At 59.3% G+C, this 21,784-nt stretch carries 17 protein-coding genes; 4 read left to right on the top strand and 13 right to left on the bottom strand.

Features of this window, described 5'->3' with window-relative positions:
- Positions 1-122: 122 nt before the first annotated feature.
- Positions 123-1,178: an SAM-dependent methyltransferase gene (locus tag CLV84_RS06040; protein WP_104418825.1), complete on the bottom strand. Its 1,056-nt coding sequence runs from the start codon at positions 1,176-1,178 to the stop codon at positions 123-125.
- Between the two features lie 392 nt (positions 1,179-1,570).
- Entirely contained in the window at positions 1,571-2,824 is a 1,254-nt protein-coding gene (locus CLV84_RS06045) for an exo-beta-N-acetylmuramidase NamZ family protein (protein ID WP_104418826.1), read from the bottom strand.
- A 41-nt stretch (positions 2,825-2,865) separates the two neighbouring features.
- Between CLV84_RS06045 and CLV84_RS06050 the strand changes: the two genes are divergently transcribed.
- Positions 2,866-4,275, top strand: a complete 1,410-nt coding sequence (locus tag CLV84_RS06050) for an exonuclease domain-containing protein (protein WP_104418827.1) — start codon at positions 2,866-2,868, stop codon at positions 4,273-4,275.
- 311 nt (positions 4,276-4,586) lie between these two features.
- Here CLV84_RS06050 and CLV84_RS06055 read toward each other — a convergent pair whose 3' ends face one another.
- Positions 4,587-5,396 carry a sterol desaturase family protein gene (locus CLV84_RS06055; RefSeq protein WP_104418828.1) on the bottom strand — a complete coding sequence of 270 codons (810 nt, stop codon included), beginning with the start codon at positions 5,394-5,396 and terminating at the stop codon, positions 4,587-4,589.
- A 63-nt stretch (positions 5,397-5,459) separates the two neighbouring features.
- On the opposite strand from CLV84_RS06055, the gene CLV84_RS06060 reads away from it, so the two are divergent.
- Positions 5,460-6,227, top strand: coding sequence for an ion transporter (locus CLV84_RS06060; protein ID WP_245911391.1), 768 nt, complete (start codon positions 5,460-5,462; stop codon positions 6,225-6,227).
- On the opposite strand, the gene CLV84_RS06065 is transcribed toward CLV84_RS06060, so the two are convergent.
- The 4 genes from CLV84_RS06065 to CLV84_RS06080 all read right to left on the bottom strand — a co-directional run bounded on the left by CLV84_RS06065 (position 6,224) and on the right by CLV84_RS06080 (position 12,767).
- A complete protein-coding gene (locus CLV84_RS06065; RefSeq protein ID WP_104418829.1) occupies positions 6,224-7,387 on the bottom strand; it encodes a T9SS type A sorting domain-containing protein in 1,164 nt (387 codons plus the stop codon). The genes CLV84_RS06060 and CLV84_RS06065 overlap by 4 nt on opposite strands.
- 63 nt (positions 7,388-7,450) lie before the next feature.
- Positions 7,451-11,134, bottom strand: a complete 3,684-nt coding sequence (gene metH, locus CLV84_RS06070) for a methionine synthase (protein ID WP_104418830.1) — start codon at positions 11,132-11,134, stop codon at positions 7,451-7,453.
- Positions 11,135-11,352: 218 nt separating this feature from the next.
- Positions 11,353-12,357 (bottom strand): YihY/virulence factor BrkB family protein, encoded by a 1,005-nt coding sequence (locus CLV84_RS06075; RefSeq protein ID WP_245911450.1) that lies wholly within the window; start codon positions 12,355-12,357, stop codon positions 11,353-11,355.
- Positions 12,358-12,359: 2 nt separating this feature from the next.
- Complete coding sequence (locus CLV84_RS06080; protein ID WP_104418831.1) at positions 12,360-12,767, bottom strand: acyl-CoA thioesterase; 408 nt, start codon at positions 12,765-12,767, stop codon at positions 12,360-12,362.
- A 198-nt stretch (positions 12,768-12,965) separates the two neighbouring features.
- Here CLV84_RS06080 and CLV84_RS21755 point away from each other — a divergent pair, with 198 nt between their 5' ends.
- Together CLV84_RS21755 and CLV84_RS06090 are read left to right on the top strand one after the other, a co-directional pair.
- Complete coding sequence (locus CLV84_RS21755) at positions 12,966-13,754, top strand: NINE protein (RefSeq protein WP_104418832.1); 789 nt, start codon at positions 12,966-12,968, stop codon at positions 13,752-13,754.
- 75 nt (positions 13,755-13,829) lie between these two features.
- Positions 13,830-14,975, top strand: a complete 1,146-nt coding sequence (locus CLV84_RS06090; protein WP_104418833.1) for a DUF819 family protein — start codon at positions 13,830-13,832, stop codon at positions 14,973-14,975.
- A gap of 44 nt (positions 14,976-15,019) precedes the next feature.
- Here CLV84_RS06090 and CLV84_RS06095 read toward each other — a convergent pair whose 3' ends face one another.
- The 6 genes from CLV84_RS06095 to rpsD form a co-directional block, all read right to left on the bottom strand.
- Positions 15,020-16,402 carry a sodium-dependent transporter gene (locus CLV84_RS06095; RefSeq protein ID WP_104418834.1) on the bottom strand — a complete coding sequence of 461 codons (1,383 nt, stop codon included), beginning with the start codon at positions 16,400-16,402 and terminating at the stop codon, positions 15,020-15,022.
- A gap of 340 nt (positions 16,403-16,742) precedes the next feature.
- Positions 16,743-17,948 carry a multidrug effflux MFS transporter gene (locus CLV84_RS06100; RefSeq protein WP_104418835.1) on the bottom strand — a complete coding sequence of 402 codons (1,206 nt, stop codon included), beginning with the start codon at positions 17,946-17,948 and terminating at the stop codon, positions 16,743-16,745.
- Between the two features lie 26 nt (positions 17,949-17,974).
- Positions 17,975-19,003 (bottom strand): LLM class flavin-dependent oxidoreductase, encoded by a 1,029-nt coding sequence (locus tag CLV84_RS06105; RefSeq protein ID WP_104418836.1) that lies wholly within the window; start codon positions 19,001-19,003, stop codon positions 17,975-17,977.
- Positions 19,004-19,111: 108 nt separating this feature from the next.
- On the bottom strand, positions 19,112-19,657 hold the full coding sequence (gene rplQ / locus CLV84_RS22290; RefSeq protein WP_104418837.1) for a 50S ribosomal protein L17: 546 nt from the start codon (positions 19,655-19,657) through the stop codon (positions 19,112-19,114).
- Positions 19,658-19,894: 237 nt separating this feature from the next.
- A complete protein-coding gene (locus CLV84_RS06115; protein ID WP_104418838.1) occupies positions 19,895-20,896 on the bottom strand; it encodes a DNA-directed RNA polymerase subunit alpha in 1,002 nt (333 codons plus the stop codon).
- A 161-nt stretch (positions 20,897-21,057) separates the two neighbouring features.
- Positions 21,058-21,672: a 30S ribosomal protein S4 gene (gene rpsD, locus CLV84_RS06120; protein WP_104418839.1), complete on the bottom strand. Its 615-nt coding sequence runs from the start codon at positions 21,670-21,672 to the stop codon at positions 21,058-21,060.
- Positions 21,673-21,784 lie beyond the last annotated feature (112 nt).

Here is a 21,784-nt window from a genome sequence, read left to right on the forward strand (position 1 = left end):
TCGCCCTGGCCGGTTACGTAAGGTGGCGGAGCGTTTTCGGTACGGACGGCCAAACGCGCTTTAAAAGCCTGGCGGGTAGTTGTATCCTTCTGCTCACCGTGTTCCTGTTTTCCGACCTTCAGCTATTCGGCGAACGGGCCGTTATGCTGGCCGGTATACTGCTCCTGCTTTTGCTCGCTGCCTATTTCGGATGGCGTGGCCGCCCCGTTTTGTCGGAACAGCATGCGTAAATACGGGCAGGGCTCCATCTGGTAGGTGAATTCGACCGTTTCCGGCGTACCTTCCTCGTCGGGAAATCGCCCGATGATTTCCGGATTGGTGAGCCCGCTTTCGTAATCTTCGAGCCGGTAACCCCCGAAAATCTGAATGCCGGTCCGGATGGCAAAGAGCCCCCCCGCCGGCGGCAGCGGCAGCGTTACGGTGGGAAAATCGGAGGATTTCGTATTCCGGACGTAAGAGCGCAGCGTGTGCCGGTCGATCACTAGCAGCTCGCCGAGGTCTTCCACCAGCGGTTCTCCTTCGGTTTCCGCTAGCCGGCCGAGCCGCAGGGTGATCCGTTCCGGGATGAGGACGGTAGTAGCGGGCAACTGGCGAAGCAGGTTCAGCGTGATCGGCACCTGCATCTCATCCACCAGACTGAACTGCATCGTTTCCGATAGCAGGATGTCTACCGTACGATCCGGTAGCTGATAAGTGGAGGCATCCGTCAGCACCACATCCCGCACGTACGCCCCGATACCCAGCGCATCGATCAGTCGCTCGACGGCCGCCAGGCTTACCGCGTTGATTTCGAGAAAAGTAAATTGGAGTTGCTCCGCCGGAAACCGCGTCATCAGCGGCAGGGCGAGGGTGGCGAAGGGACCGGTACCAGCGTACACGACGTGGACGGGGGTAGTGGACCCGGCGGCGATCGCTTCGTTTACCGCCGCGTGTAGTCCGGCGATGAAGCGTTGCGTCCGCAGCTCGTCATCGATACACAGGGCCGCCCAGGTGGCGCCAATGGCAATGCCCCGCCCGGTATCGAAGGGCTTAAGGCTGCTGTCGTCACCCAGGTCTAGCCCGGAGGCGGTGAGGAGCAGGTCGCGGTATTGCTCGAGGGTGTCGTGGAGAAGGGAGGGGGAAGTGGCATCGTCGAGTAAGACGTCGGCCACGGCAGCCAGGGTGGCTAGTCGGGTCATTCCGGGAGATTGCGACCGTCAACGGTGACGGAGGCGCTGGGGCAAAGGTACGCTGTTTCGGCACCATGCTGCGGAAAGGATCGCGGGAGGTTAATGGTCGCGCGAAAACTCGCGCGACGACTACTCGTTGGGCGACTACTCGCGCGACCACTACTCGTTGGGCGACTACTCGCGCGACCACTACTCGTTGGGCGACTACTCGCGCGACCACTACTCGTCGGACGAATAGTCGTCCGACCACTTCACCTCCCGGCGACCTGGCCAAAATTAACCTGGAGTTAACATACGGGCAATACACTAACTACCCTCCCGTCGACCTGGCGGTTCCACGGAGCATCTCATCTCGACCATGAGCGGGCAGCGCCAGGGAGTACCGCTAACGCCAGTTCACCTCAGGGATACAGCAGGTACCGATCCCGCATCGCCCGGTAAGCAGCCAGTTCGTCGGCCCAACTGGCGCGAATAGCCTCCTCCGATTCGCCGGCCGCGATCATTTTCCGGAGGCGATCCGTACCGGCCAGAAGGTCGAAAAAGTCCGGTCGGGTGAAAAAAGAGACCCCGGCATCGGTCAACGCCCCGTGGGTGGAGAGCAAGGGCTGCAGGTTCAGTTGATTCTCCCGGTAGGTCACGGCCGGCGTGTTGGTAAGGTCGTAGCCGTGGCATACCTCTCCGTTTAACTTCGGATCGGCCGCTCCGGGGCCGGGGCGCGGCGTGAACGTGAAGGGCGCTTCCAGCTGTGGGTGACCGTATACCTGGAATTGCTTGTCCGTACCCCGCCCCACGCTGAGCGCGGTTCCCTCGAAGAAGCACAGGCTCGGGTAGAGGTAGATACTCCGTTGGTTGGGTAGGTTGGGGGAGGGGGCCACGGGCAGTTCGTAGGGGCTGTCGTGGGTGTAGTCCCGGCAGGGTACGACCGTCAGGTCACAGGTCAGTCCCTCGCCGAGCCAGCCTTCCCCGTTCACCATTTTTCCATATTCTCCTACCGTCAGGCCGTGCACCACGGGGATAGGATCGAGGCCCACGAAACTCTCGAAACCCGGCCTGCGGACGGGCCCGTCCACGTAATGGCCGTTCGGATTGGGGCGGTCCAGGATCACCACGGGCTTCCCGTAGCGCGCGGCCGATTCCATTACGTAGTGGAGCGTGGAGATGTAGGTGTAGAAGCGGGCGCCTACGTCTTGGATGTCGAAGACGATGAGGTCGACATTTTCCAAATCTTCCGCCGAAGGTTTCTTATTGCTGCCATAGAGCGATCGGATGGGGAGTCCCGTGCGGGCATCCAATCCGTCGGCGATCGTCGCACCGGCGTCGGCCTCTCCCCGGAAACCATGTTCGGGAGCGAAGATGACGGCCACCTGCTGCCCGAGGGCCAGCAGGGTATCGACGAGGTGGGTTTGGCCCACGGTGGATGTCTGATTAACGACTAAGCCGAGCCTTTTCCCCTGGAGCAGCCAGCGGTAATCTTCGGGGTTCTGGGCGGCGGGCGCAGGTGCCAGGTCAACCGGGAACGCTTGGCCTGGCTTGGTTTCGGCCCCGACGTCGGCCGGGCGGTTGGTGATTTGCGTTGCTCCTGCGTCCCCGCCCGAGTTAAAACAATTTGCGGTAAGCAGGAAGGTAAAACAAATTATTAGATATACCTTGGCCATTCCAGTGCATTGAAGACCGCCGGAGGGAGCGGACCTGAACTATGAGTAAGAGAGAATACGCGATCGTCGACATCGAGACCACGGGCGGGCGTGCCTCCCGGTCCCGCATCACCGAAATCGGAATCGTGGTGTACGACGGCGAAAAGGTAACGGAAACGTTCGAGACGCTGCTCGACCCCGAACAGTACATTCCCGCCGGTATCGTAGAGTTAACGGGCATTACCCAGGAAATGGTGAGCGGCCAACCCAAGTTTTATGAGGTCGCTAAGCAAATCGTCGAGCTCACCGAAGGCCGCATCTTCGTAGCCCACAACGCGAAGTTCGACTACGGCTTCCTCCGGGAGGAATTCAGCCGCCTCGGCTACACCTTCTCCCGCCGCAAGCTCTGTACCGTTCGCCTCACGCGGAAGTGCTTTCCCGGACTGAAAAGCTACAGTCTCGGCAACCTGATCCAACACTTCGGATTCCAGGTCGAAGCCCGCCACCGCGCGCTGGCCGATGCCGTCGCGACCACGGAATTGCTCCAGCTGTGCCTAGCCGGGGAGGATTGCGCCCAGGAAGCTACCCGACTCATCAACCACGGCATCAAGGAAACCCGCCTGCCCAAGCAGATCAAGCTGGAACAGATCATGGAGATCCCGGATGAAACGGGGGTCTACTATTTCCACGACGATCGCGGCGACGTCATCTACGTCGGAAAGAGCACGAATATCCGGAAGCGCATCGCCCAGCACTTCAACGATCACACCACCAAGGGAAGCCGTATTGCCGAGAAAGTAGCGGACATCACCTACGAAATCACCGGTAGCGAGCTGGTCGCCCTCCTCCTGGAAAGCGAGGAAATCAAACGCCTTCAACCCCGGATCAACCGTGCCCAGCGGGGTAAACGCTTTAGCCACGCTATTCATAGCTACCTGAATGAGCGGGGTTTCCGCTGCTTCGACGTGGTCCGCAATACCGCCCAGGCCCGCAAGGAACTCGACATCATCAGCGAATACCCTTCGATCAGCCGCGCGAAAGGCCGCCTGAATTTCGTCCGTAAGCACCTGGAACTCTGCAGCGCCTTTACCAACATTTACCCGAGTAAATCGGCCTGCTTTCACTACCACCTAAAGCAGTGCCGCGGCGGCTGCGCCGGAGAGGAGGATCCCGATACCTATAACCTCCGCGCCGAGGACGCCCGCCTCCACCTGCGCAACGTCTTCGACGAGGATTTTCTACTCTTCGATCGCGGCCGGAGTCACGACGAGGCCTCCGTCATCCTGGTCGAGGAGGGCAAATACCAGGGCTTCGGTTACATCGACAAGGAGCGATCCAGCGACCTGGCCATGGCCATCGACAGCGTAAAGCGGTCCGTCACTTACCCGGATACGGCGCGCATCATCCAGCGTTACGTGAGTGAGAAGGGGGGAAAGATGGTGAATTTGCGTTCCGGGAAGGTGGTTAGGTAGTCTTTTAGTCGGGTAGTCTTTTAGTCGCGTCCCTTTCGCCGCTTGCTGCGCTCGCGATCGTGGTGCGGTAGTAGGTTAGTCTTTTAATTCTTTAGTCTTTTAGTCGCGTCCCTTTCGCCGCTTGCTGCGCCTGCGTGGGGGTAGTATGGTAGTATTTTAGTCGGGTAATCCGTTGGATTTGTCCCTTCCTGCACTCGCGATAGGGGGTATGGCCGCCCTTCGATAAGGGACATGAGACAACCGACAACCGACAACCGAAAGCCGAAAACCGACAACAGGCTTCGACAACCAACAACCGACAATCCCCCCCCTTACTTCCTACGCTCAAAGGGTATCCCCAGCATACGCCACAGATTCTGGTGGTCTGGCTCGTCCATATGGGTGTCTACGCCGTAGCGGAGTTGCCGGTTGTCCATCACTTGATAGGTGCCGAACAGCCGATCCCATACGCTGAAGATGTTGCCGTAGTTGCTGTCGGTGTAGGGGAGGACGTAGTGGTGGTGCACCCGGTGCATGTCGGGGGTGACGAAGACCGTACGGAGCCCGCGGTCGAGCCATTCGGGAAGGCTGATATTGGCGTGGTTGAACTGGCTCGATACCACGCTCATGCTTTGGTAGAGAAAGACGAGCCAGATCGGCGCGCCCAGCAGCATGACGGCCACCGTGGTAAAGGCGAAGCGGATCACGCTTTCCCCGGGGTGGTGACGGTTGGCGGTGGTCGTATCCACGTTCTGGTCGGTATGATGGATCAAGTGAAAGCGCCAAAGTAGGGGTACCCGGTGCTCGGTCCAGTGAGCGAGGTAGGCGCCCAGCAGGTCTAGCAGGAGTAGACCGGCGATCGCCATGGCCCAGGTGGGCATGGCGATCCACTGGAGTAGTCCGAATTCACTCGCCACCGCCCACTGGCTGCCCCGCACGAGCAGGAAGGCCAGCACGAAGTTAACGACAACGGTGGTCAGGGTGAAGAAAACGTTGATACCGGCGTGGCGCCACCGTTTGTATTCCGCCGTAAAGAGGGGGACGGCGCTTTCGAGCAGCCAGAAAAGCGTGAGGCCGCCTACTAGGATCAGGGTCCGGTGACTGCTTGGTATGGTTTCAAAGTACGTTGCGATCGACTCCATTCCTCCAAGATACGGCGAGCTCCAGGCGGAAGACGGTAATTTAGCAGACAAGAACCCCGTACCGTGAACCGATTATTCCTTAACGAGCGTGCCATACTCTTGGCCGTTATCCTGAATTCGCTGGTCATCTTCGCGCTGTACTTTCCCAGCCAGCGGGACGATCCCTGGTTGCTGGGGCTCGACTATTTTTTCATCCTCTTTTTTCTGATGGAGGTAGTAGTGAAGCTTGCGGTGCTGAAACCGCGCCCTTACTTTTCAAACCCCTGGAACCGCTTCGATTTTTTCATCATCGTCGGTTCGCTACCGGTGCTGTTCCTGGCATTTTTTGATGTTCCCGATACCACTATTCTGATCCTGTTGCGGCTGTTCCGGTTGGTTCGCCTGGTACGGTTTCTGCGGTTCATTCCCAACGTCGAGCAGGTGATGCAGGGGCTTGGCCGGGCCCTGAAGTCTTCCGTATTGGTGTTGGCCGCGCTGTTCTTTCTGAACTTGTTGCTAGCCATGGTTACCTGCCACTTTTACGCGGATACCGCCCCCCGCTATTTCGGCGATCCGCTGGTGAGCTTCTACAGCATTTTTCAGATGTTCACCCTCGAGGGTTGGAACGAGATCCCGGATGCGATCACGCCGAACAGTGCCAGTCCGTGGCGGGTGGGTATGACCCGGCTCTATTTCGGCAGCGTGGTGCTGCTCGGCGGCATTTTCGGTATTGGATTGGCTAATGCCATCTTCGTGGATGAAATGACGATGGATAACAACCGGGAATTGGAGCGGAAAGTCGATGCGCTGACGGAGGAGATCCGTGCCTTGCGCCGGGGGCTGAATGCCTAACCGCCAACCATTAATCGGCGGGTGGTTAGAATTCTTCCCCGTTCGTTCGTCAGGCTGTAGAGGTACGTTCCGCGGGGAAGCCTTTCCAAGTTGAGGGGAACCTTCGCCTGACCGGAAACGGGGGCGAATCGCGCCTCACCGACTTTCCTGCCAAGTACATTCAGTACGCGAATGGTGTAGTTGCCGGCATCCAGTCCGTTAACCTCGAAGGTGGTCAGGCCGTGGGTAGGATTGGGATAAACGTTGATATCCGCCTGCCGAAGGTAGGGCCCGCCGGTGGAGTTGGTGGCGTCGCCCTGTATATACGTCAGTCGGGTGAGGCTTCCGTCCGGTGCCTCCGTAACGGTCGCGATCGCTTCCTTCACGCCGGGCGACCAAAACAAGTAGGTCGTCATAGGTGGCTGTTGCCCCAGAAACTCGGCAATGTCGGGAATGGCGGCGCCTAAATTGTTGGTCACGTCCACGTAGCCCAGTATGGGTACCTTGATTTCCACCGTAGTCTGGATAAATTCGACCCGTTTTTCCCGTAGCACGTCGTAGGTTCGGTTGTCGATCGTCAGGGTACCGGTAGCATCTATTTCGTCTTGGCGGACGCTCGAGGTGGTAAGCCGGATACTGTCCACCGCCTCGGTAACCACGGCGTTCAGCTGATCGAGGGCTTCCTGCGGCAGATCGTCCGGCGCAACTACCAAGCCGGTACTGGCGGCGGCTTCAAACTCATCGCCGTACGACAGTGGGGCCCGGCGTTCGGGGCGGGTGGGATTGAGGGCGACCTCCAGGGGAAATCCTTCGAGTAGGGGCGTGTTACCACGTATGCCGACGAGGTTTATCTCCGTTTCGGTGACACGAAAGTAGCCTACGGTACCCGATTCGATGTTCATGGCGATCTGGGCATCGGTGAACACCGAATCACTCACCGCCGAAGTCACGGGGAACAGGAGTTCGCTTGCCGCGGTGAGCTCGCCGAAGTTCCAGTTGACGCCCTCACCCGGGCCGAGGAGGTCGACCGTGAAACCATCGTCCGCGACGTAATACTTAAGCGTATCTCCCGCTTCCGGAAAGTAATTGCTGTTGAGAATGATTTGTTGCCCACGGAGCGTGGATCCCAGCAGCATAAGCAGCGTAAACAGGAAGGTTTCTGACATCAGGTCGATCTTCAAAGCCTCCCTAAGGTAAGTCCTTTCCGGTGCTTATTGTGCGATTCCCGTACAATTAACCGAGGCTTAACCCCGGATGGGGGCCAACCACTTTTGGGCCGTCACCGGATCCCATCCTTTTCGCCGAGCGTAATCGGCCTCCTGGTCCGCCTGAATACCCCGTACCGTAAAGTACTTCGCTTCGGGATGGCTGTAGTACCAGCCGCTGACGCTCGAGGTCGGGTACATGGCGAAGCTCTCCGTGAGCCGGATGCCGGTCGCTTCCTCCGCGTCCATCATTTCCCACAGCTTGGCCTTTTCGGTGTGTTCCGGACAGGCCGGGTACCCCGGAGCCGGACGAATACCCCGGTACCGCTCGGAGATCAGGTCATCGTTGTCCAGTCCTTCGTCGGGGGCATAGCCCCAGTATTCCCGCCGTACCCGCTGGTGCAGCGCCTCGGCGAAGGCCTCCGCCAGCCGGTCGGCCAGGGCCTTGAGCATGATGGCGCTGTAGTCGTCGTGGGCTTCCTCGAAGCGCTTCACGTACTCCTCGATACCGATCCCCGCGGTGACGGCAAAACCACCGATGTAGTCCTGTTTGCCGCTGTCTTTCGGCGCGATGTAATCGGTCAGGGATTGATTCGCCAGCCGGGCCGATTTCTTGCTCTGCTGCCGTAGCTGGTAGAGCTCGTAAGACTTCTTATCGGTTTGGACGTGAACGGTATCCGTGGATACGTCCGCCACCGCGGGCCAGAACCCTACCACGCCCCGGGCGATCAACCATTTTTCCGCAACGATTTTGTCCAGCATTTGCCGGGCTTCCCGGTACAATTGGGTAGCCTGTTCGCCGACCACTTCGTCCTTAAGTATCTCCGGAAATTTACCGGCCAGTCCCCAGCTGCTGAAGAAGGGCGTCCAGTCGATGAAGTCGACCAGCTCCTCCAGCGGGAAATTATCGAGGGTTTTGGTACCGGTAAAGGTCGGCACGGGCGGGGTGTAGGTTTCCCAGTCGAGCTGGAGGCCGTTTGCTCGTGCCGCTTCGATCGTCAGGGTCTTTTTGTTGGACTGTTTATTGGCCCGTTGCACGCGAACGCGCTCGTAGTCTTCGGTGATGCTGTTCCGGTAGCGCTCCCGCTCGGATTCCTCGGAATTCAGCAGTTCGCTCACCACGGTGACGGCCCGGCTGGCATCGAGGACGTGTACCGTCGGGCCGCTGTAGGCCGGGGCCACCTTGAGGGCGGTGTGGGTCTTGCTGGTCGTAGCGCCACCGATCAGCAGGGGGGTCTGCAAGCCGCGGCGTTCCATTTCGGAGGCCACGTTGACCATCTCGTCCAGGGAGGGGGTGATCAGACCGGAGAGACCGATCACGTCGACGCCCAGGCGCTCCGCCTCATCCAGGATTTTGGCGGCCGGCACCATAACGCCCAGGTCGTGGATCCGGTAGTTGTTGCAGGCGAGCACCACGCCGACGATGTTCTTGCCGATGTCGTGAACGTCGCCCTTGACGGTGGCTAATAGGATGGAACCTTTATGCGTCTCCTCTTCATCGGCCGCGCCTCCCAGTTCCAGGCGCTCCGCCTCGATGAAGGGTTGCAGATACGCCACCGCCTGCTTCATCACCCGGGCGCTCTTCACGACCTGGGGGAGGAACATCTTCCCCGACCCGAAGAGGTCGCCCACGACGTTCATGCCGTCCATCAAAGGACCTTCGATCACGTGCAGGGGGCGGGGGTACTGCTGCCGGGCTTCCTCGGTATCGGATTCGATGTATTCCGTAATACCCTTCACGAGGCTATGCCGCAAGCGCTCCTGGACTGTACTCTCCCGCCATCCCAAATCGCGCTGGACGGTACGCCCCCCCACGTTCTTCAGCCCCTCGGCAAATTCCATGAGGCGGTCGGTGGCGTCGTCGCGGCGGTTGAGGATAACGTCTTCCACCAAATCCAGGAGCTCCTTGGGGATGTCTTCGTACACCTCGATCAATCCGGCGTTTACGATACCCATGTCCATACCCGCCCGGATAGCGTGGTAGAGAAAGGCGGAGTGCATGGCTTCCCGCACCAGGTTGTTTCCCCGGAAGGAGAAGCTCACGTTCGATACCCCGCCACTGATCTTAACCCCCGGGCAGAGCTCTTTGATGCGCCGCGTGGCTTCGATGAAGTCTACCCCATAGTTGTTGTGTTCGTCGATGCCGGTGGCGATGGCAAAGATATTGGGGTCGAAAATGATGTCTTCCGCTTCGAAGCCGGCCTGCTGCGTCAGCAGTTTATAGGCGCGCTCACAGATCTCCACCTTGCGATCCATCGAATCGGCCTGTCCCTTTTCGTCGAAGGCCATGACCACGGCGGCCGCCCCGTAGCGCTTTACCAGCCGCGCCTGCCGCAGAAATTCGGCCTCGCCCTCCTTCATGCTGATGGAGTTGACCACGCACTTTCCCTGTACGCAGCGCAGACCGGCCTCGATGACGTCCCACTTCGAGGAGTCGATCATGATGGGCAGTTTAGCGATGTCGGGTTCGGCCATCACGAGGTTCAGGAAGGTCTTCATGGCCTCCTCGCTGTCAAGCAGCCCCTCGTCCATGTTGATGTCAATCACCTGGGCGCCGCCTTCCACCTGGTCGCGGGCTACGTCGAGGGCGGTAGGGTAGTCGCCGTCCTTAATCAGGCGGGCGAATTTCTTGGAGCCGGTCACGTTCGTCCGCTCGCCTACGTTCACGAAGTTGGTTTCTTCCCGGATGACCAGGGGCTCCAGACCGCTCAGCCGGGTATGGGGCGCCCGCTCCGGTACGGGCCGTATCGGGAGACCGGCCACAGCCTTAGCCATCGCCGCGATGTGCGCCGGGGTGGTACCGCAGCAACCACCGATCATATTGACTAGGCCGCTGGCCGCGAAGTCGCGGATGTACTCCTGCATCTCCTCGGCATCCTGGTCGTACTCGCCCATTTCGTTGGGTAGACCGGCATTGGGGTAGGCGTGGACGTAGCATTCCGCGATCTTCGACAGTGAAGCCAGGTGGGCCCGCATTTCCTTTGCTCCGAGGGCGCAGTTCAATCCGATGCAGAGCGGTTTGGCGTGGGCCACGGAAATGTAGAAAGCTTCCGTCGTTTGTCCCGACAGCGTGCGGCCACTGGCATCCGTGATGGTGCCGGAGATGATTACCGGTAACTCGATGCCGCGTTCGTCCCGCACCTCCTGCAGGGCAAACAGGGCGGCCTTGGCGTTCAGCGTATCGAAAATCGTTTCGATGAGGATGCAGTCGACCCCGCCGTCGACCAGTCCTTCGATTTGGGTCTTGTAAGCCTCGCTGAGTTGCTCGAAGGTAATGGCCCGGTAGCCGGGGTCGTTTACGTCCGGACTGATACTCAGGGTCCGGTTGGTAGGTCCGACGGCGCCGGCCACGTAGCGGGGCTTGTCTGCCGTAGTATAGTCATCAGCCGCGCGGCGCGCCACTTCGGCCGCGGCCTTATTCAACTCGTAGACGATGTGCTGGGTTCCGTAATCCGCCTGGGCGATCGTGGTGCCGCTGAAGGTGTTCGTCTCGATCAGGTCGGCGCCGGCTTCGAGGTACTGGCGGTGGATCTCCTCGATCACGTCCGGCCGGGTGAGCACGAGGAGGTCGTGGTTGCCTTTGAGGTCGCTGGGGTGATCTTCCAGGTGGCCGTGGCGGTAGTCGGCCTCGGTGAGCCCGTAGCCCTGGATCAGGCTTCCCATGGCGCCGTCAAGGACGAGGATGCGTTCGGCAAAAATTTTGGACAGCGGGGGGCGAGACATCGGACGTAGTTGGGAGCAGCTAGCACTCCGGTTTCTGAGGTAGTAAGCGGGGCGCAAAGATACGAAGAACGTTATCCCTCACGGCTTAATGGGGCGGTGGTTTTGATGCTTTGCGCTGTTTGCTCCCGCGCTCCGGCGCAATGATTGGCGATCAGCGGCGAGCATGTTGGCTACGAGGGAATCGCCCGACCCCTACCTACCACCTACTCCCCCCCCTACTATTCCTCCTCCAACGTATCCCGCGTCTCCGGAGCCGTCAGATCCCGGTGCACCGCAATGGCCGCGTTCATTTCGAAGCCGATGATCAGGATGAGGGCGTTCAGCTGAAACCACAGCATCACGATGATGATGGTGGCGATGGAGCCGTAGAACTTCGTGTAGGTATCGTAGCGATTGAAGCCGTCGATGTAGAAGCTGAAGGCTACGGAAGTAAGCAAACTCAGGATGGTGGCCAGGGTCACCCCCGGACTGAAGTAGCTAAAGCGGGTGATCGTAGCGGCCCCGTAGCGGTAGAGCGAGCCGATGATGATGTAGTAGAGGGCCAGCATGGTGACCCAGCGAACGCTGTTGACCAGGAAACGGGCAAAGCCGCCCAGCCCGAGCCAGTAGTTGATCCAGCCGATGATGCTGTCGCCCATAATGACGAGTACCACGCTGGCGATGATGAAGAGCCCGATGAGGAAGGTGAGCCCCACGGCCACCATCCGCTTGCGCAGGAAGCCCCGCTGCCGAAACACCTTCACGTAGCTCTTTTCGAAGGCCTGCATGAGCGACATCATCCCGTTGCTGGAAAAGAAAACCGCCAGCAGGAAACCGAAGCTCAGCAACCCGATCTTGGGGGAATTGGTGATCTCCTGCACGAAGCCGAAGACGATATCCCCCGCCTGACCGGGCATCACGCGCTTGATCTCTTCGTACAGCGTCATGTTGAAGTTCTCCAGGGCGGGAAACCAGATGCTGAGGAAGTTCAGGGCGAAGGGGACCAGCGTGAAGATGGTCAGAATGGAGGGGAAAAGCGACAGAAAAAAACTGAAGGCTACGCTGTTGGCCCGGGTGAAGAGGTCGTCGCGGGTCGCTTCGTTGATGACGAAGACCACCACCTCGTAGATCGGTACGCCGTGAAATCCGATGAGGCTATTCTCCTTGCTGTACTTCAGTAACCCGATCACCACGGGGTGCTCGGTGAAGTACCGCTTGAAGGCCGTCATGCTGAATTTCTTCACGCTCAAAAATTCGGACGTATGACCTGGAGGAGATATTCGGGTACCGACACCGTGCGCTCCGTCTTGACGTCGACAAAGCAGAGTTTGACCGAGCCGCCGTTGACCAATTTACCGTTTTCGTTGTGGATCTCGATGTGAAAAGTGATGGTCCGGTCGGGTACGTGGCGCAGCTGAGTGGTAATGGTCAGCACCTCGTCGTAACGGGCCGGCCGTACGAAGCGTTGGTTCAGGCTCATCACCGGCATCATGACGCCGACCTTCTTTTCCATTTCGGCGTAGCTCAGACCGAGGCCCCGCAGCATTTCCGCCCGGCCCACCTCGTAGAGCAGCGCGTAGTGGCCGTGGTAGAGGTAGCCCATCTGGTCGGTTTCTCCGTAGCGTACGCGGTGGGTGGTTTGGGCAGTCAGCATAGGGCAGGTAAGAATTAATGCGCTCGCGATTACAATCGGGGTGGGTGAAGGTAACGGTCGGTACGCCAACGGGGTTTGCTGCGTAGCCGTTGAGCCGCTCGTAGAAAAGTATCCCGGTTCGAGGGCGATTATCGGCCTGCGGGTCGAATAGTCCGTCGCGGCGTTGGGCGTATCTTCGGTACTTCCGACCTTTGCCTTATGAAAAACAAAACCACCGCCGGTATCTTCGCCCTGGTCTTTGGCGGACTGGGCGTACACCGGTTTTATCTGGGGCAGAAGGGGTTGGGAATCCTGTACCTGCTCTTCGTTTGGACCTTCATCCCCACGATCATCGCCATGATCGACGGCATCGTCTTCCTGACCCAGGACGACCAGAAGTTTAACCGCAAGTACAATCCGGAGTTCTGGGCGGCCCAGCAACACCAGCAGTACCAGCACCAGTACGAGTATGCCGGCCCGCCACCGCCCCAGCCGCCCCGCCAGGAGTACGTGGCCCCGCCCCCGGCCGGCCCCCGTAAAGATCCCTTTCAGCTTACGGCCGACCAGTATTACGCCAACTATCAATTCGACGAAGCGATCCGTGACTACCGCCGCTCGCTGAACGTCGATCCCCGCCAACCAGAAGTCCACTTCAAACTGGCCTGCCTGTACTCCATCCACGAAGAAACCGACACCGCCCTCTACCACCTCAGTCAGGCGCTGGAGCATGGCTACTACGACTTCGACGAGATGGAGCGGCACGATCACCTGGCTTTCCTGCGGTCCACTCCGGATTACGCCGCCTTCAAATCAAACGGTTACCGGAAACCTGCCACCCGCCCCCGGTCGGACGCCGACATCGTTTCCGAGCCCGGTGCCGCTCCGGATACGCTCGAGCTTTCCGACGACCTCATCACCCAGATCGAGCGATTGGCCAAGCTAAAGGAGGAAGGAATCCTCTCCGATGCCGCCTTCCAGAGGGAAAAAGAAAAGCTGTTGCGATCTTAGCCGGACCCTTCGTCGGCCGAACCCAGCCCAGCGAAGTTCGTCCGCCAAAGGGTACGCTCACGAATATCGCTTCCCATGATGTCCTCCCCCCTGCTACTCCTGGCCATCTTATGCGGAAGCGTGGTCCTCTCGGAATGGTTGGTGCGGAGGACCTTTCTACGCCACTTCGGAACGGCCCTGGTGGTCATCGTCGTCGTGGCCGTCTGGGCCAACTTGGGCCTGATCCCCTCCGCCAGCCAGGGATCGGTAGTTTACGACGGCATCTTCCGCTACCTGGCGCCGTTGTCCATCTTCTACCTGCTGCTCGACGTAAACCTGGCGAGTATCCGCCGGGCCGGCGCACCGATGTTAGGGCTGTTCGTGCTCGGCAGTGCGGCTACGGCCCTGGGCGTCTTCGCCGGGATGTTCGTAGTGGACGGGCCGACTCACTTTGGCGAATTCTACCCCGCGATCAGCGGCATGTTTACCGGTACGTATACCGGCGGCAGCGTGAATTATAATGCCATTGCGATCCACTACGACATGATGCGGGAGGGCATCCTCTACGCCGGGATGACCGCGGTGGATAACATCATCACCGCCGTCTGGATGGTGGTCACGCTGGCCGTACCGCTATTGTTCCGGCGGCGTGATGTGATCAACCCCGGTCCGGCGGAGGCCACCGAAGACGTCGAACGGGCAACCGAATCGGTAAGCGTCCTCTCCATCGGGGTGCTACTGGGTATCGGTTTCCTCAGCCTGGCTGCTGCCGATGGGCTAGCCACTGCTCTGGAAAACGGGGGCCTGAACGTGCCGTCCATCCTGGTACTCACCACCATCGCCTTGCTGCTGGCCCAGGTTCCGGCGCTGCACCGACTAGCCGGTGGACAGGTAGTCGGGCTGTTCTTCGTTTACCTTTTCCTGGCGGTCATCGGGGCCTTCTGCGAACTGGCCGCGCTGGGGCAGATCGGCGACCTGGCCTGGCGGCTTCTCTTTATGGTCTGTGTCACCGTGGTGGTTCACGGTACGATCGTTTTCGGCGGAGCCAGGTTAATGAAACTGGACATGGACGTAGCCGCCGTAGCCTCCCAGGCAAATATCGGAGGCTCCTCTTCCTCCCTCGCCCTGGCTAAAAGCCTGAACCGGATGGACCTGTACCTGCCGGGTATTCTGGTCGGATCACTCGGAAACGGGCTGGGAACCTACCTGGGCTTTTTAGTGGCCGGGTTGGTGGCACCGTAGGGATCTTTAGCGAATACTAACCCGCACGGTGACCATGCTTCTACTCAGAAAAACGTCCAGATCTTAGCCAGGAGCAGGAGGGCTATCCCGATCGGGATCACGTAGCGCAACTGCCAGGTCAACCGCTTGCGATCTGCGGCCGTGACGCGGTGGCCACCGAAGGCCAGTTCCTCGAAGAAGGCCGGTAGTCCCCACACCTTCAGCAAAAACCAACACAGGAGCAATTCCCCGATAAGCAACGAGATACTCCCGAACCATTCCAGCAAGAAATTGAAGTAGCCGAGACCGGGGTCGCCCATTCCGGCGAAATTGGTTAGCCAGGCTGGCCCGTCAGCGGAACAGGAGATCACCACTGGCACCGCCAGCGCGAAGACGAGGAGACCCACCACCGGTCCTCCCGAACGACGTCGCCAGCCGTAGCGCTCGGTCATGGTCCGCAGCGCGGGCTCGAAGAGCGACACGGCCGAGGTCAAAATGGCTACCCCCAGGAGGAAGAAAAATAACAGGCCGACCCACTGGGCGGCCATACCGTAGGTTTTGAAAATTTCGACCAGGTTGATGAAGACCAGCGGCGGACCGGCGTAGATGTCCCCTTCCGCCCCGCCAATGAGGGGCAGCACCAGCACCGCGCCAAGAATGGCTACGGCGGTATCCAGGTGGACGATCTGCGGGGCCGCGCGGAGCACGTTCGTTTCCCGGTCGGCGTGGGTGGCGAAGGTCATCATGGAAACCGCGCCAAGCCCGAGACTGAAAAAGGCTTGTCCGAGCGCGTGCAGTAGTCCCAGTTCCCGGTTGTCCGTCGGGATGAGCAGCCCGCGCCAGTCAAACTTCAGCAGGTTCGGATAATCCAGTGCGCCGGGGCGCAGGAGCGGCAGAGACACGATCAAAAAGATCAATAACAACCCGAGGACCGGCATGGCGAATTTGCCCAATCGCTCGATCCCGGCGTACAATTCCCGGGAACAGACGAAGGCCACCATAGCGGTAAACAGTCCCGTGAAGAGCAACGCCCGCGGGATGGTGCCGATGGCTGCTCCAAAGGCCGGTCCGGCCGGGGTAGTGGCCACCGCGGCGTAATCCGTCAGGTAGGTCCAGACGTAGTCAAGCGTCCACCCCGCTAGGACGAGATAAAACGACGCGACCATGATGGAGGTCAGAATTCCCAGCCAGGCTACCGCCTGCCAATTTTTCGAGGTGCCCGGCCAGGTGAAGGCTTCGGTAGCGTCGGTGCCACGCCGTTTGCCCATGGCATTCTCCAGTACCATCAGCGGTATGCCCATCAACAGGGTGAAGACGACGAAAGCCAGGATGTAGGCACTCCCCCCGAAGTAGTGCACCCGGTAGGGAAAGATCACCAGGTTGGCTACCCCGATGGCGGCGCCGGCGGAGGCCAGGACGTGACCTACGCGAGAGAATCTTACGGACATGGGGTGAAGATAGGGGCCCGCTGCCGACCTTCCGCTGAGGAAAATTACCGGGGAATACCTTTTCACCGGGTGTGGGAGGGGGGCAGGGTCCTATGTGCCAATGTTAACTGCAGGTTAAGAAATCGATGGTCGTCGGTAGCGAAAGTGGTCCGACGAGTTATCGTCGCGCGAGTAGCCGTCCGACGAGTAACCGTCGCGCGAGTAGCCGTCCGACGAGTAACCGTCGCGCGAGTAGTCGTCCGACGAGTAACCGTCGCACGAGTAGCCGTCCGACGAGGAACCGTCGCGCGAGCCAGCCCGCCAAGCTCGCCCTGCCATCTTTTCGAGCGGTAAGCAACCCTTAGGTGGAGGTGGCAACCGTCATGCGACGGCTCCCCACTGTCAGCAGGGTAAGCGCTATTCCCCCACATACGGCCATCACCCCGACCATCGGCAGGGCCGTTTCGTTCTGGAGCACGCCGACGAGTCCGGAAGCCAGGGCTCCCACCGCCATCTGTAGCGACCCCATCAGCGCCGAAGCACTCCCCGCCGTATGTTGCATCGTATCGAGCGACAGGGCGCTGGAGTTGGGGAAAATGAACCCAAGACAGAAGAGGTAAGCGAAGATGAGGGCGGTGGTCGCAATCAGGTTGGTGTAGCCAAAGTAGACGTCAGCGAAAAGCAGACCCGCGGTCACGCACTGCCCAATCAGCGCCAGGAAGACGATGCGTTCGCTCGACCGGTTCCGCAGGCTCCGATTATTCAGCTGGGTAGCCGTCACCAAACCCGCGGCAATAATGGCGAATACGATCCCGTACTGCTGCTCATTCAGTCCGAACAACTCCAGGTAGAGATGGGGAGATCCACTCAGGTAGGCGTAGAGGCCGGCCGAGGAAAACGCTCCGGTAAGGGCATACACGATGAAATGCCGATCGGTGATGATGGACCAATAGTTCCGGGCAATGGCGTTCGGTCTTAGGGAATAGTAGGGGTTGATCCGGTCGTAACTTCTTAGTAGCAAATAGCCCCCCGTGAGGATCAGTAAAGACATCCCCGCCAGAATACCGAAGACGTACCGCCACCCGAAAGCCGTGGTGATGAAGCCGCCCAACGTGGGGGCGATGATCGGGGAAACGGCGATCACCATCATCAGCAGCGAAAAGACCTTGGCCATCTCCTTGGTTTCGAAGAGGTCGCGCACGATGGCGCGGGAAGCGACCAATCCCCCGCAGGCACCCAGCGCCTGAAAGAACCGAAAAACGATCAGCATCTCAATCGTAGTGGAAAACGCGCAGGCTACCGAGCTAAGGGCGTAGATCGTAAGCCCGATGTACATGGGTCGCTTCCGGCCAAAGCGCTCCAGCAGAGGGCCGTAAATCAACTGACCGATGGCCAGGCCCACGAAAAAGCTCGACAGCGAAAGCGAGACCCGGCTGATATCGGTGCCGAGATTTTCGGCAATGCCCCCGAAGGCGGGTAGGTACATGTCAATGGAGAGCGGTCCGATGGTGGTCAGGGAGCCGAGCACCAGGATGAGGAGGAACCGGTTTTCTGTTGGATCTGGCATGGGGGATTGGAAATGCTGGGTATTCGTTAGCCCGCTTTGACGCGGGGCGCTACTTCTTTTCCGATAAGCTCGATTGCCCGCAAGCGTTGCTCGTGGGTAAGTTCGGCACTGTCCATCTGGAAGGTCAGGCGGTCGATGCCACCGAGGGCTTCGGAGTGCCGCAGGATCTTGGCGGCTACTTCCTCCGGTCCACCGACCAATAAGGCGCCCTGGGGACCCCGTTGGGCGTCGAAGTGGGGCCGGCTTTGTGGTCTCCAACCCCTTTCCTTGCCGATCTTGTTCATCGTGCGGGTATGGCCGGGGTAAAAATCTTCCACAGCCTGCTCGGTGGTTTCAGCCACGTAACCCAGAGAATGCAGGCCGACCTTCATCCCCGTCGGGTCGTGACCGGCCTCCCGCCAGGCATTCCGGTAAAGATCGACGAGCGGACGAAAGCGGTGGGTCTCCCCGCCGATCACGGCTACCATGAGTGGCATACCAAGGGTGCCTGCACGGGCGAAGGAAGCGGGCGTACCACCGACGCCCAGCCAGATCGGTATGGGATCCCGGGCGGGGCGCGGATATACGGGTTGGTCGTTGAGCGCCGGCCGGAATTTTCCCGACCAGGTGACCCGCTTATTATCGCGAATTTGTAGCAGCAGCCCCAGCTTTTCCGTAAACAACTCATCGTAGGTCGACAGGTCGTAGCCGAACAGGGGAAAGGCATCGATGAAGGAACCCCGGCCCACCACCAGCTCGGTGCGCCCTCTAGAGATCAGGTCGAGGGTGGCAAAACTCTGGAATACCCGCACCGGATCGGCCGCGCTGAGTACGGTGACCGCGCTGGTGAGCTTGATTTGCTCGGTGCGTGCCGCTGCGGCCGCTAAAATGGTTACGGGGGAGGAGTCGAAGTAGTCGGGGCGGTGGTGTTCCCCCATTCCGAATACGTCGATGCCCATTTTATCGGCGTGCACGATCCGGTCCAGCAAGTCCTGCATTGATTTTTCGGCGTGTAGCACGTCACCGGTGTTCTCGTCGATCACTGCGGAACCGAAGCTGTCAAATCCTATCTCCATGGTCTGATAATTTCGTGTAGGAACAATGGATACGTGGGTAGAGTTCCCTGCAAAAGAAAAAGCCCGGATCGCGTACGCAACCCGGGCTTTTAACGGAAGGGGAAGGGCTTATTCTTCCTCGTTTCCTTCCTTGGTTTCGCTGGTAGCGGCAGTAGCTGCGGCGGCGGTAGCTGCGGCGGCCGTTTCGGTATTTTGGTTGTTGGTAGCGGTAGCGGCGTCGTTGCTGCCCCCTTTACCGCGGCGGCGGCTACGGCGGGTGCGTCCTTTCGACTTGGCTTCATCCTTGTTGTAGACCTCGTTGAAGTCGACGAACTCGATCATGGCGGTCTCGGCACCGTCACCCAGGCGGGAGCCAGTTTTGATGACGCGGAGGTACCCCCCCGGGCGATCCCCGATCTTATCGGCCACCGTGCTGAACAGCTCCATTACGGCCTCTTTATTCTGCAGGTAGCTAAATACGGTACGCCGGTTGTGGGTATCGTTGGTCTTGGCGCGCGTTATGATGGGCTCGGCGTAAGTACGCAGGGCTTTGGCCTTGGCCAACGTCGTATTGATCCGCTTATGCGTGATCAGCGCGATCGTGAGGTTACGCAGCAGAGCCTTCCGGTGGGCGGTCTTGCGACCCAAGTGGTTAAATTTCTTACCGTGACGCATGTCAGGAAAATTTGCCGGCAACACACACCTCACGCTCGTATGCGGATCGGGCAACCGCGAGGGGGAGGGGTAATTTGCCGAGGTTGTTTTGGATAAAAACTACATCCTTGCGGATGACCCGGGCCGCGCGGAGCGCGGAGGTAGTCTGTTAGTCTGTTAGTCTGTTAGTTGGCTTCACCGGTTAGCGGGGCCAACTAAAAGACTAAAGAACTAACAGACTAATAAAAGCGCTTCGCGCTACTCTTCGTCCAGCTTGTACTTGCTAAGGTCCATACCGAAGGTCAGGCCTTTCTCCACGAGGAGCTCTTCGATCTCGACGAGCGACTTCTTACCGAAGTTGCGGAACTTGAGCAGTTCGTGGGTGTCGTAGCGAACGAGTTCGCCGAGGCTGTTGATCTTGGCGGCCTTGAGGCAGTTGTAGGCACGTACCGACAGGTCGAGGTCTTCGAGGCTTGTCTTGAGCAGCTTGCGCATGTGCAGGATGTGCTCGTCGACGATGGTTTCTTCGCGGGCACCGGTGCTCTGGAACTCGATCGGCTCGTCGGTGATCAGCATCAGGTGCTGAATCAGGATACGGGCGGCTTCGCGAACGGCATCCTCCGGGTGGATGGTACCGTCGGTCTTGACTTCGAGAATCAGGTTCTCATAGTCGGTACGCTGACCAACGCGGGTAGATTCCACGCGGTAGGCAACGTTCTTGATCGGGGTATAGATGGCATCGACGGGAATGACGCCGATCGGAGCGTTCTTCGGCAGGTTGTCGTCTGCGGGAATGTAGCCGTAGCCCTTGGTCACGGTCAGTTCGACTTCCAGGTTGACGAAGGGTTCCATGGTACACAGCACCAGGTCGGGGTTCATCACCTTGAAAACATTGGTATGCTCGTCGATATCCGCAGCGGTAAATTGCTCCTTGCCACTGATGGTGAGGTAGATCTTCTCCTCCTCCATGTCGTCGTTCTCGATGGTTTGCTTGAGACGGACCTGCTTGAGGTTGAGAATAATTTCCACCACGTCTTCCACAACCCCACGGATGGTTCCGAATTCGTGATCGACACCGGCGATACGTACGGCGGAAATGGCAAAACCCTCAAGGCTGCTCAGGAGCACGCGACGCAGGGAGTTGCCGATGGTTTGGCCGAACCCGGGTTCCAGGGGTTTAAATTCAAAGTTGCCGTGGAAGTCGTCCGACTTCTGCATCGTGATCTTATCCGGCTTCTGGAAATTTAGGATACTGCTCATACTTTATTTACTGACTTGGAGTGCTTTATGTCCGCGAATGACCGGGGCAACAACACCAGGGATATAAAATTAGTTGGCCCTAACCGGCGGTGGGCCGAATCAGGGCTAAGAAAAGGGGTGACCGACGGTCCGCGGTGGCGTCCGGCCACCCCTCATCCAAATTACTTCGAGTAAAGCTCGACGATCAACTGGGTGTTGATCTTCTCGGGGATATTCTCGCGCTCGGGGTAATCGATGAAGGTTCCTTCCATCTTTTCCTGATTGAACGAAAGCCATCCGTAGTTGCGGACGTCATTGCGACCGCTCATCGTTTCGCGAATCACCTCCAGCCCCTGAGATTTACCGCGTACGGAGATCACGTCGCCGGGACGAAGTTGGGTGGAGGGAATATTATTGAGGCGGCCGTTGAGCATGATGTGGCGGTGCGACACCAGCTGACGGGCAGCGCGACGAGTAGGAGCCAGTCCGAGACGGAACACGACATTGTCCAGGCGGGCCTCCAGGTATTGCAGTAACAATTCACCGGTAATACCCCGCGAAGCGGCGGCACTCTTGAACAGGTTGAGGAACTGCCGTTCCAATACACCGTAGGTGTACTTGGCTTTCTGCTTTTCGGTGAGCTGGAGCTTATAGTCAGAGGGCTGACGGCGGCGGCCACGGCTGTTACCGTGTTGGCCGGGCTTGTATTTTTTACGCTCGAACGCGCGGCTGTAGCCAAAAATGGGCTCGCCCAATGCGCGGGCTTTTTTAGCCTTGGGGCCAGTATATCTAGCCATAGTGACGGGGATGTTGAAAGGTTACTGAATCGTCTCCTCCGGAACGGGAAACAGAGTAGTATCTTGGTGAAGTCCGCAACGCGGTGGCTCACCAAGCCCGGAAAAAGCAAGG

It is taken from the genome of Neolewinella xylanilytica, from assembly GCF_002934605.1.
Taxonomy (GTDB): Bacteria; Bacteroidota; Bacteroidia; order Chitinophagales; family Saprospiraceae; genus Neolewinella; species Neolewinella xylanilytica.

Bases quoted from the DNA above. Each gene is read 5' to 3' on its own strand.
- rplQ (WP_104418837.1), bottom strand. From the start codon at position 19,657: ATGCGTCACGGTAAGAAATTTAACCACTTGGGTCGCAAGACCGCCCAC.
- CLV84_RS06050 (WP_104418827.1), top strand. From the start codon at position 2,866: ATGAGTAAGAGAGAATACGCGATCGTCGACATCGAGACCACGGGCGGG.
- CLV84_RS06045 (WP_104418826.1), bottom strand. From the start codon at position 2,824: ATGGCCAAGGTATATCTAATAATTTGTTTTACCTTCCTGCTTACCGCA.
- rpsD (WP_104418839.1), bottom strand. From the start codon at position 21,672: ATGGCTAGATATACTGGCCCCAAGGCTAAAAAAGCCCGCGCATTGGGC.
- CLV84_RS06040 (WP_104418825.1), bottom strand. From the start codon at position 1,178: ATGACCCGACTAGCCACCCTGGCTGCCGTGGCCGACGTCTTACTCGAC.
- CLV84_RS06055 (WP_104418828.1), bottom strand. From the start codon at position 5,396: ATGGAGTCGATCGCAACGTACTTTGAAACCATACCAAGCAGTCACCGG.
- CLV84_RS06115 (WP_104418838.1), bottom strand. From the start codon at position 20,896: ATGAGCAGTATCCTAAATTTCCAGAAGCCGGATAAGATCACGATGCAG.
- CLV84_RS06095 (WP_104418834.1), bottom strand. From the start codon at position 16,402: ATGTCCGTAAGATTCTCTCGCGTAGGTCACGTCCTGGCCTCCGCCGGC.
- CLV84_RS21755 (WP_104418832.1), top strand. From the start codon at position 12,966: ATGAAAAACAAAACCACCGCCGGTATCTTCGCCCTGGTCTTTGGCGGA.
- CLV84_RS06080 (WP_104418831.1), bottom strand. From the start codon at position 12,767: ATGCTGACTGCCCAAACCACCCACCGCGTACGCTACGGAGAAACCGAC.
- CLV84_RS06090 (WP_104418833.1), top strand. From the start codon at position 13,830: ATGATGTCCTCCCCCCTGCTACTCCTGGCCATCTTATGCGGAAGCGTG.
- CLV84_RS06100 (WP_104418835.1), bottom strand. From the start codon at position 17,948: ATGCCAGATCCAACAGAAAACCGGTTCCTCCTCATCCTGGTGCTCGGC.
- CLV84_RS06105 (WP_104418836.1), bottom strand. From the start codon at position 19,003: ATGGAGATAGGATTTGACAGCTTCGGTTCCGCAGTGATCGACGAGAAC.
- metH (WP_104418830.1), bottom strand. From the start codon at position 11,134: ATGTCTCGCCCCCCGCTGTCCAAAATTTTTGCCGAACGCATCCTCGTC.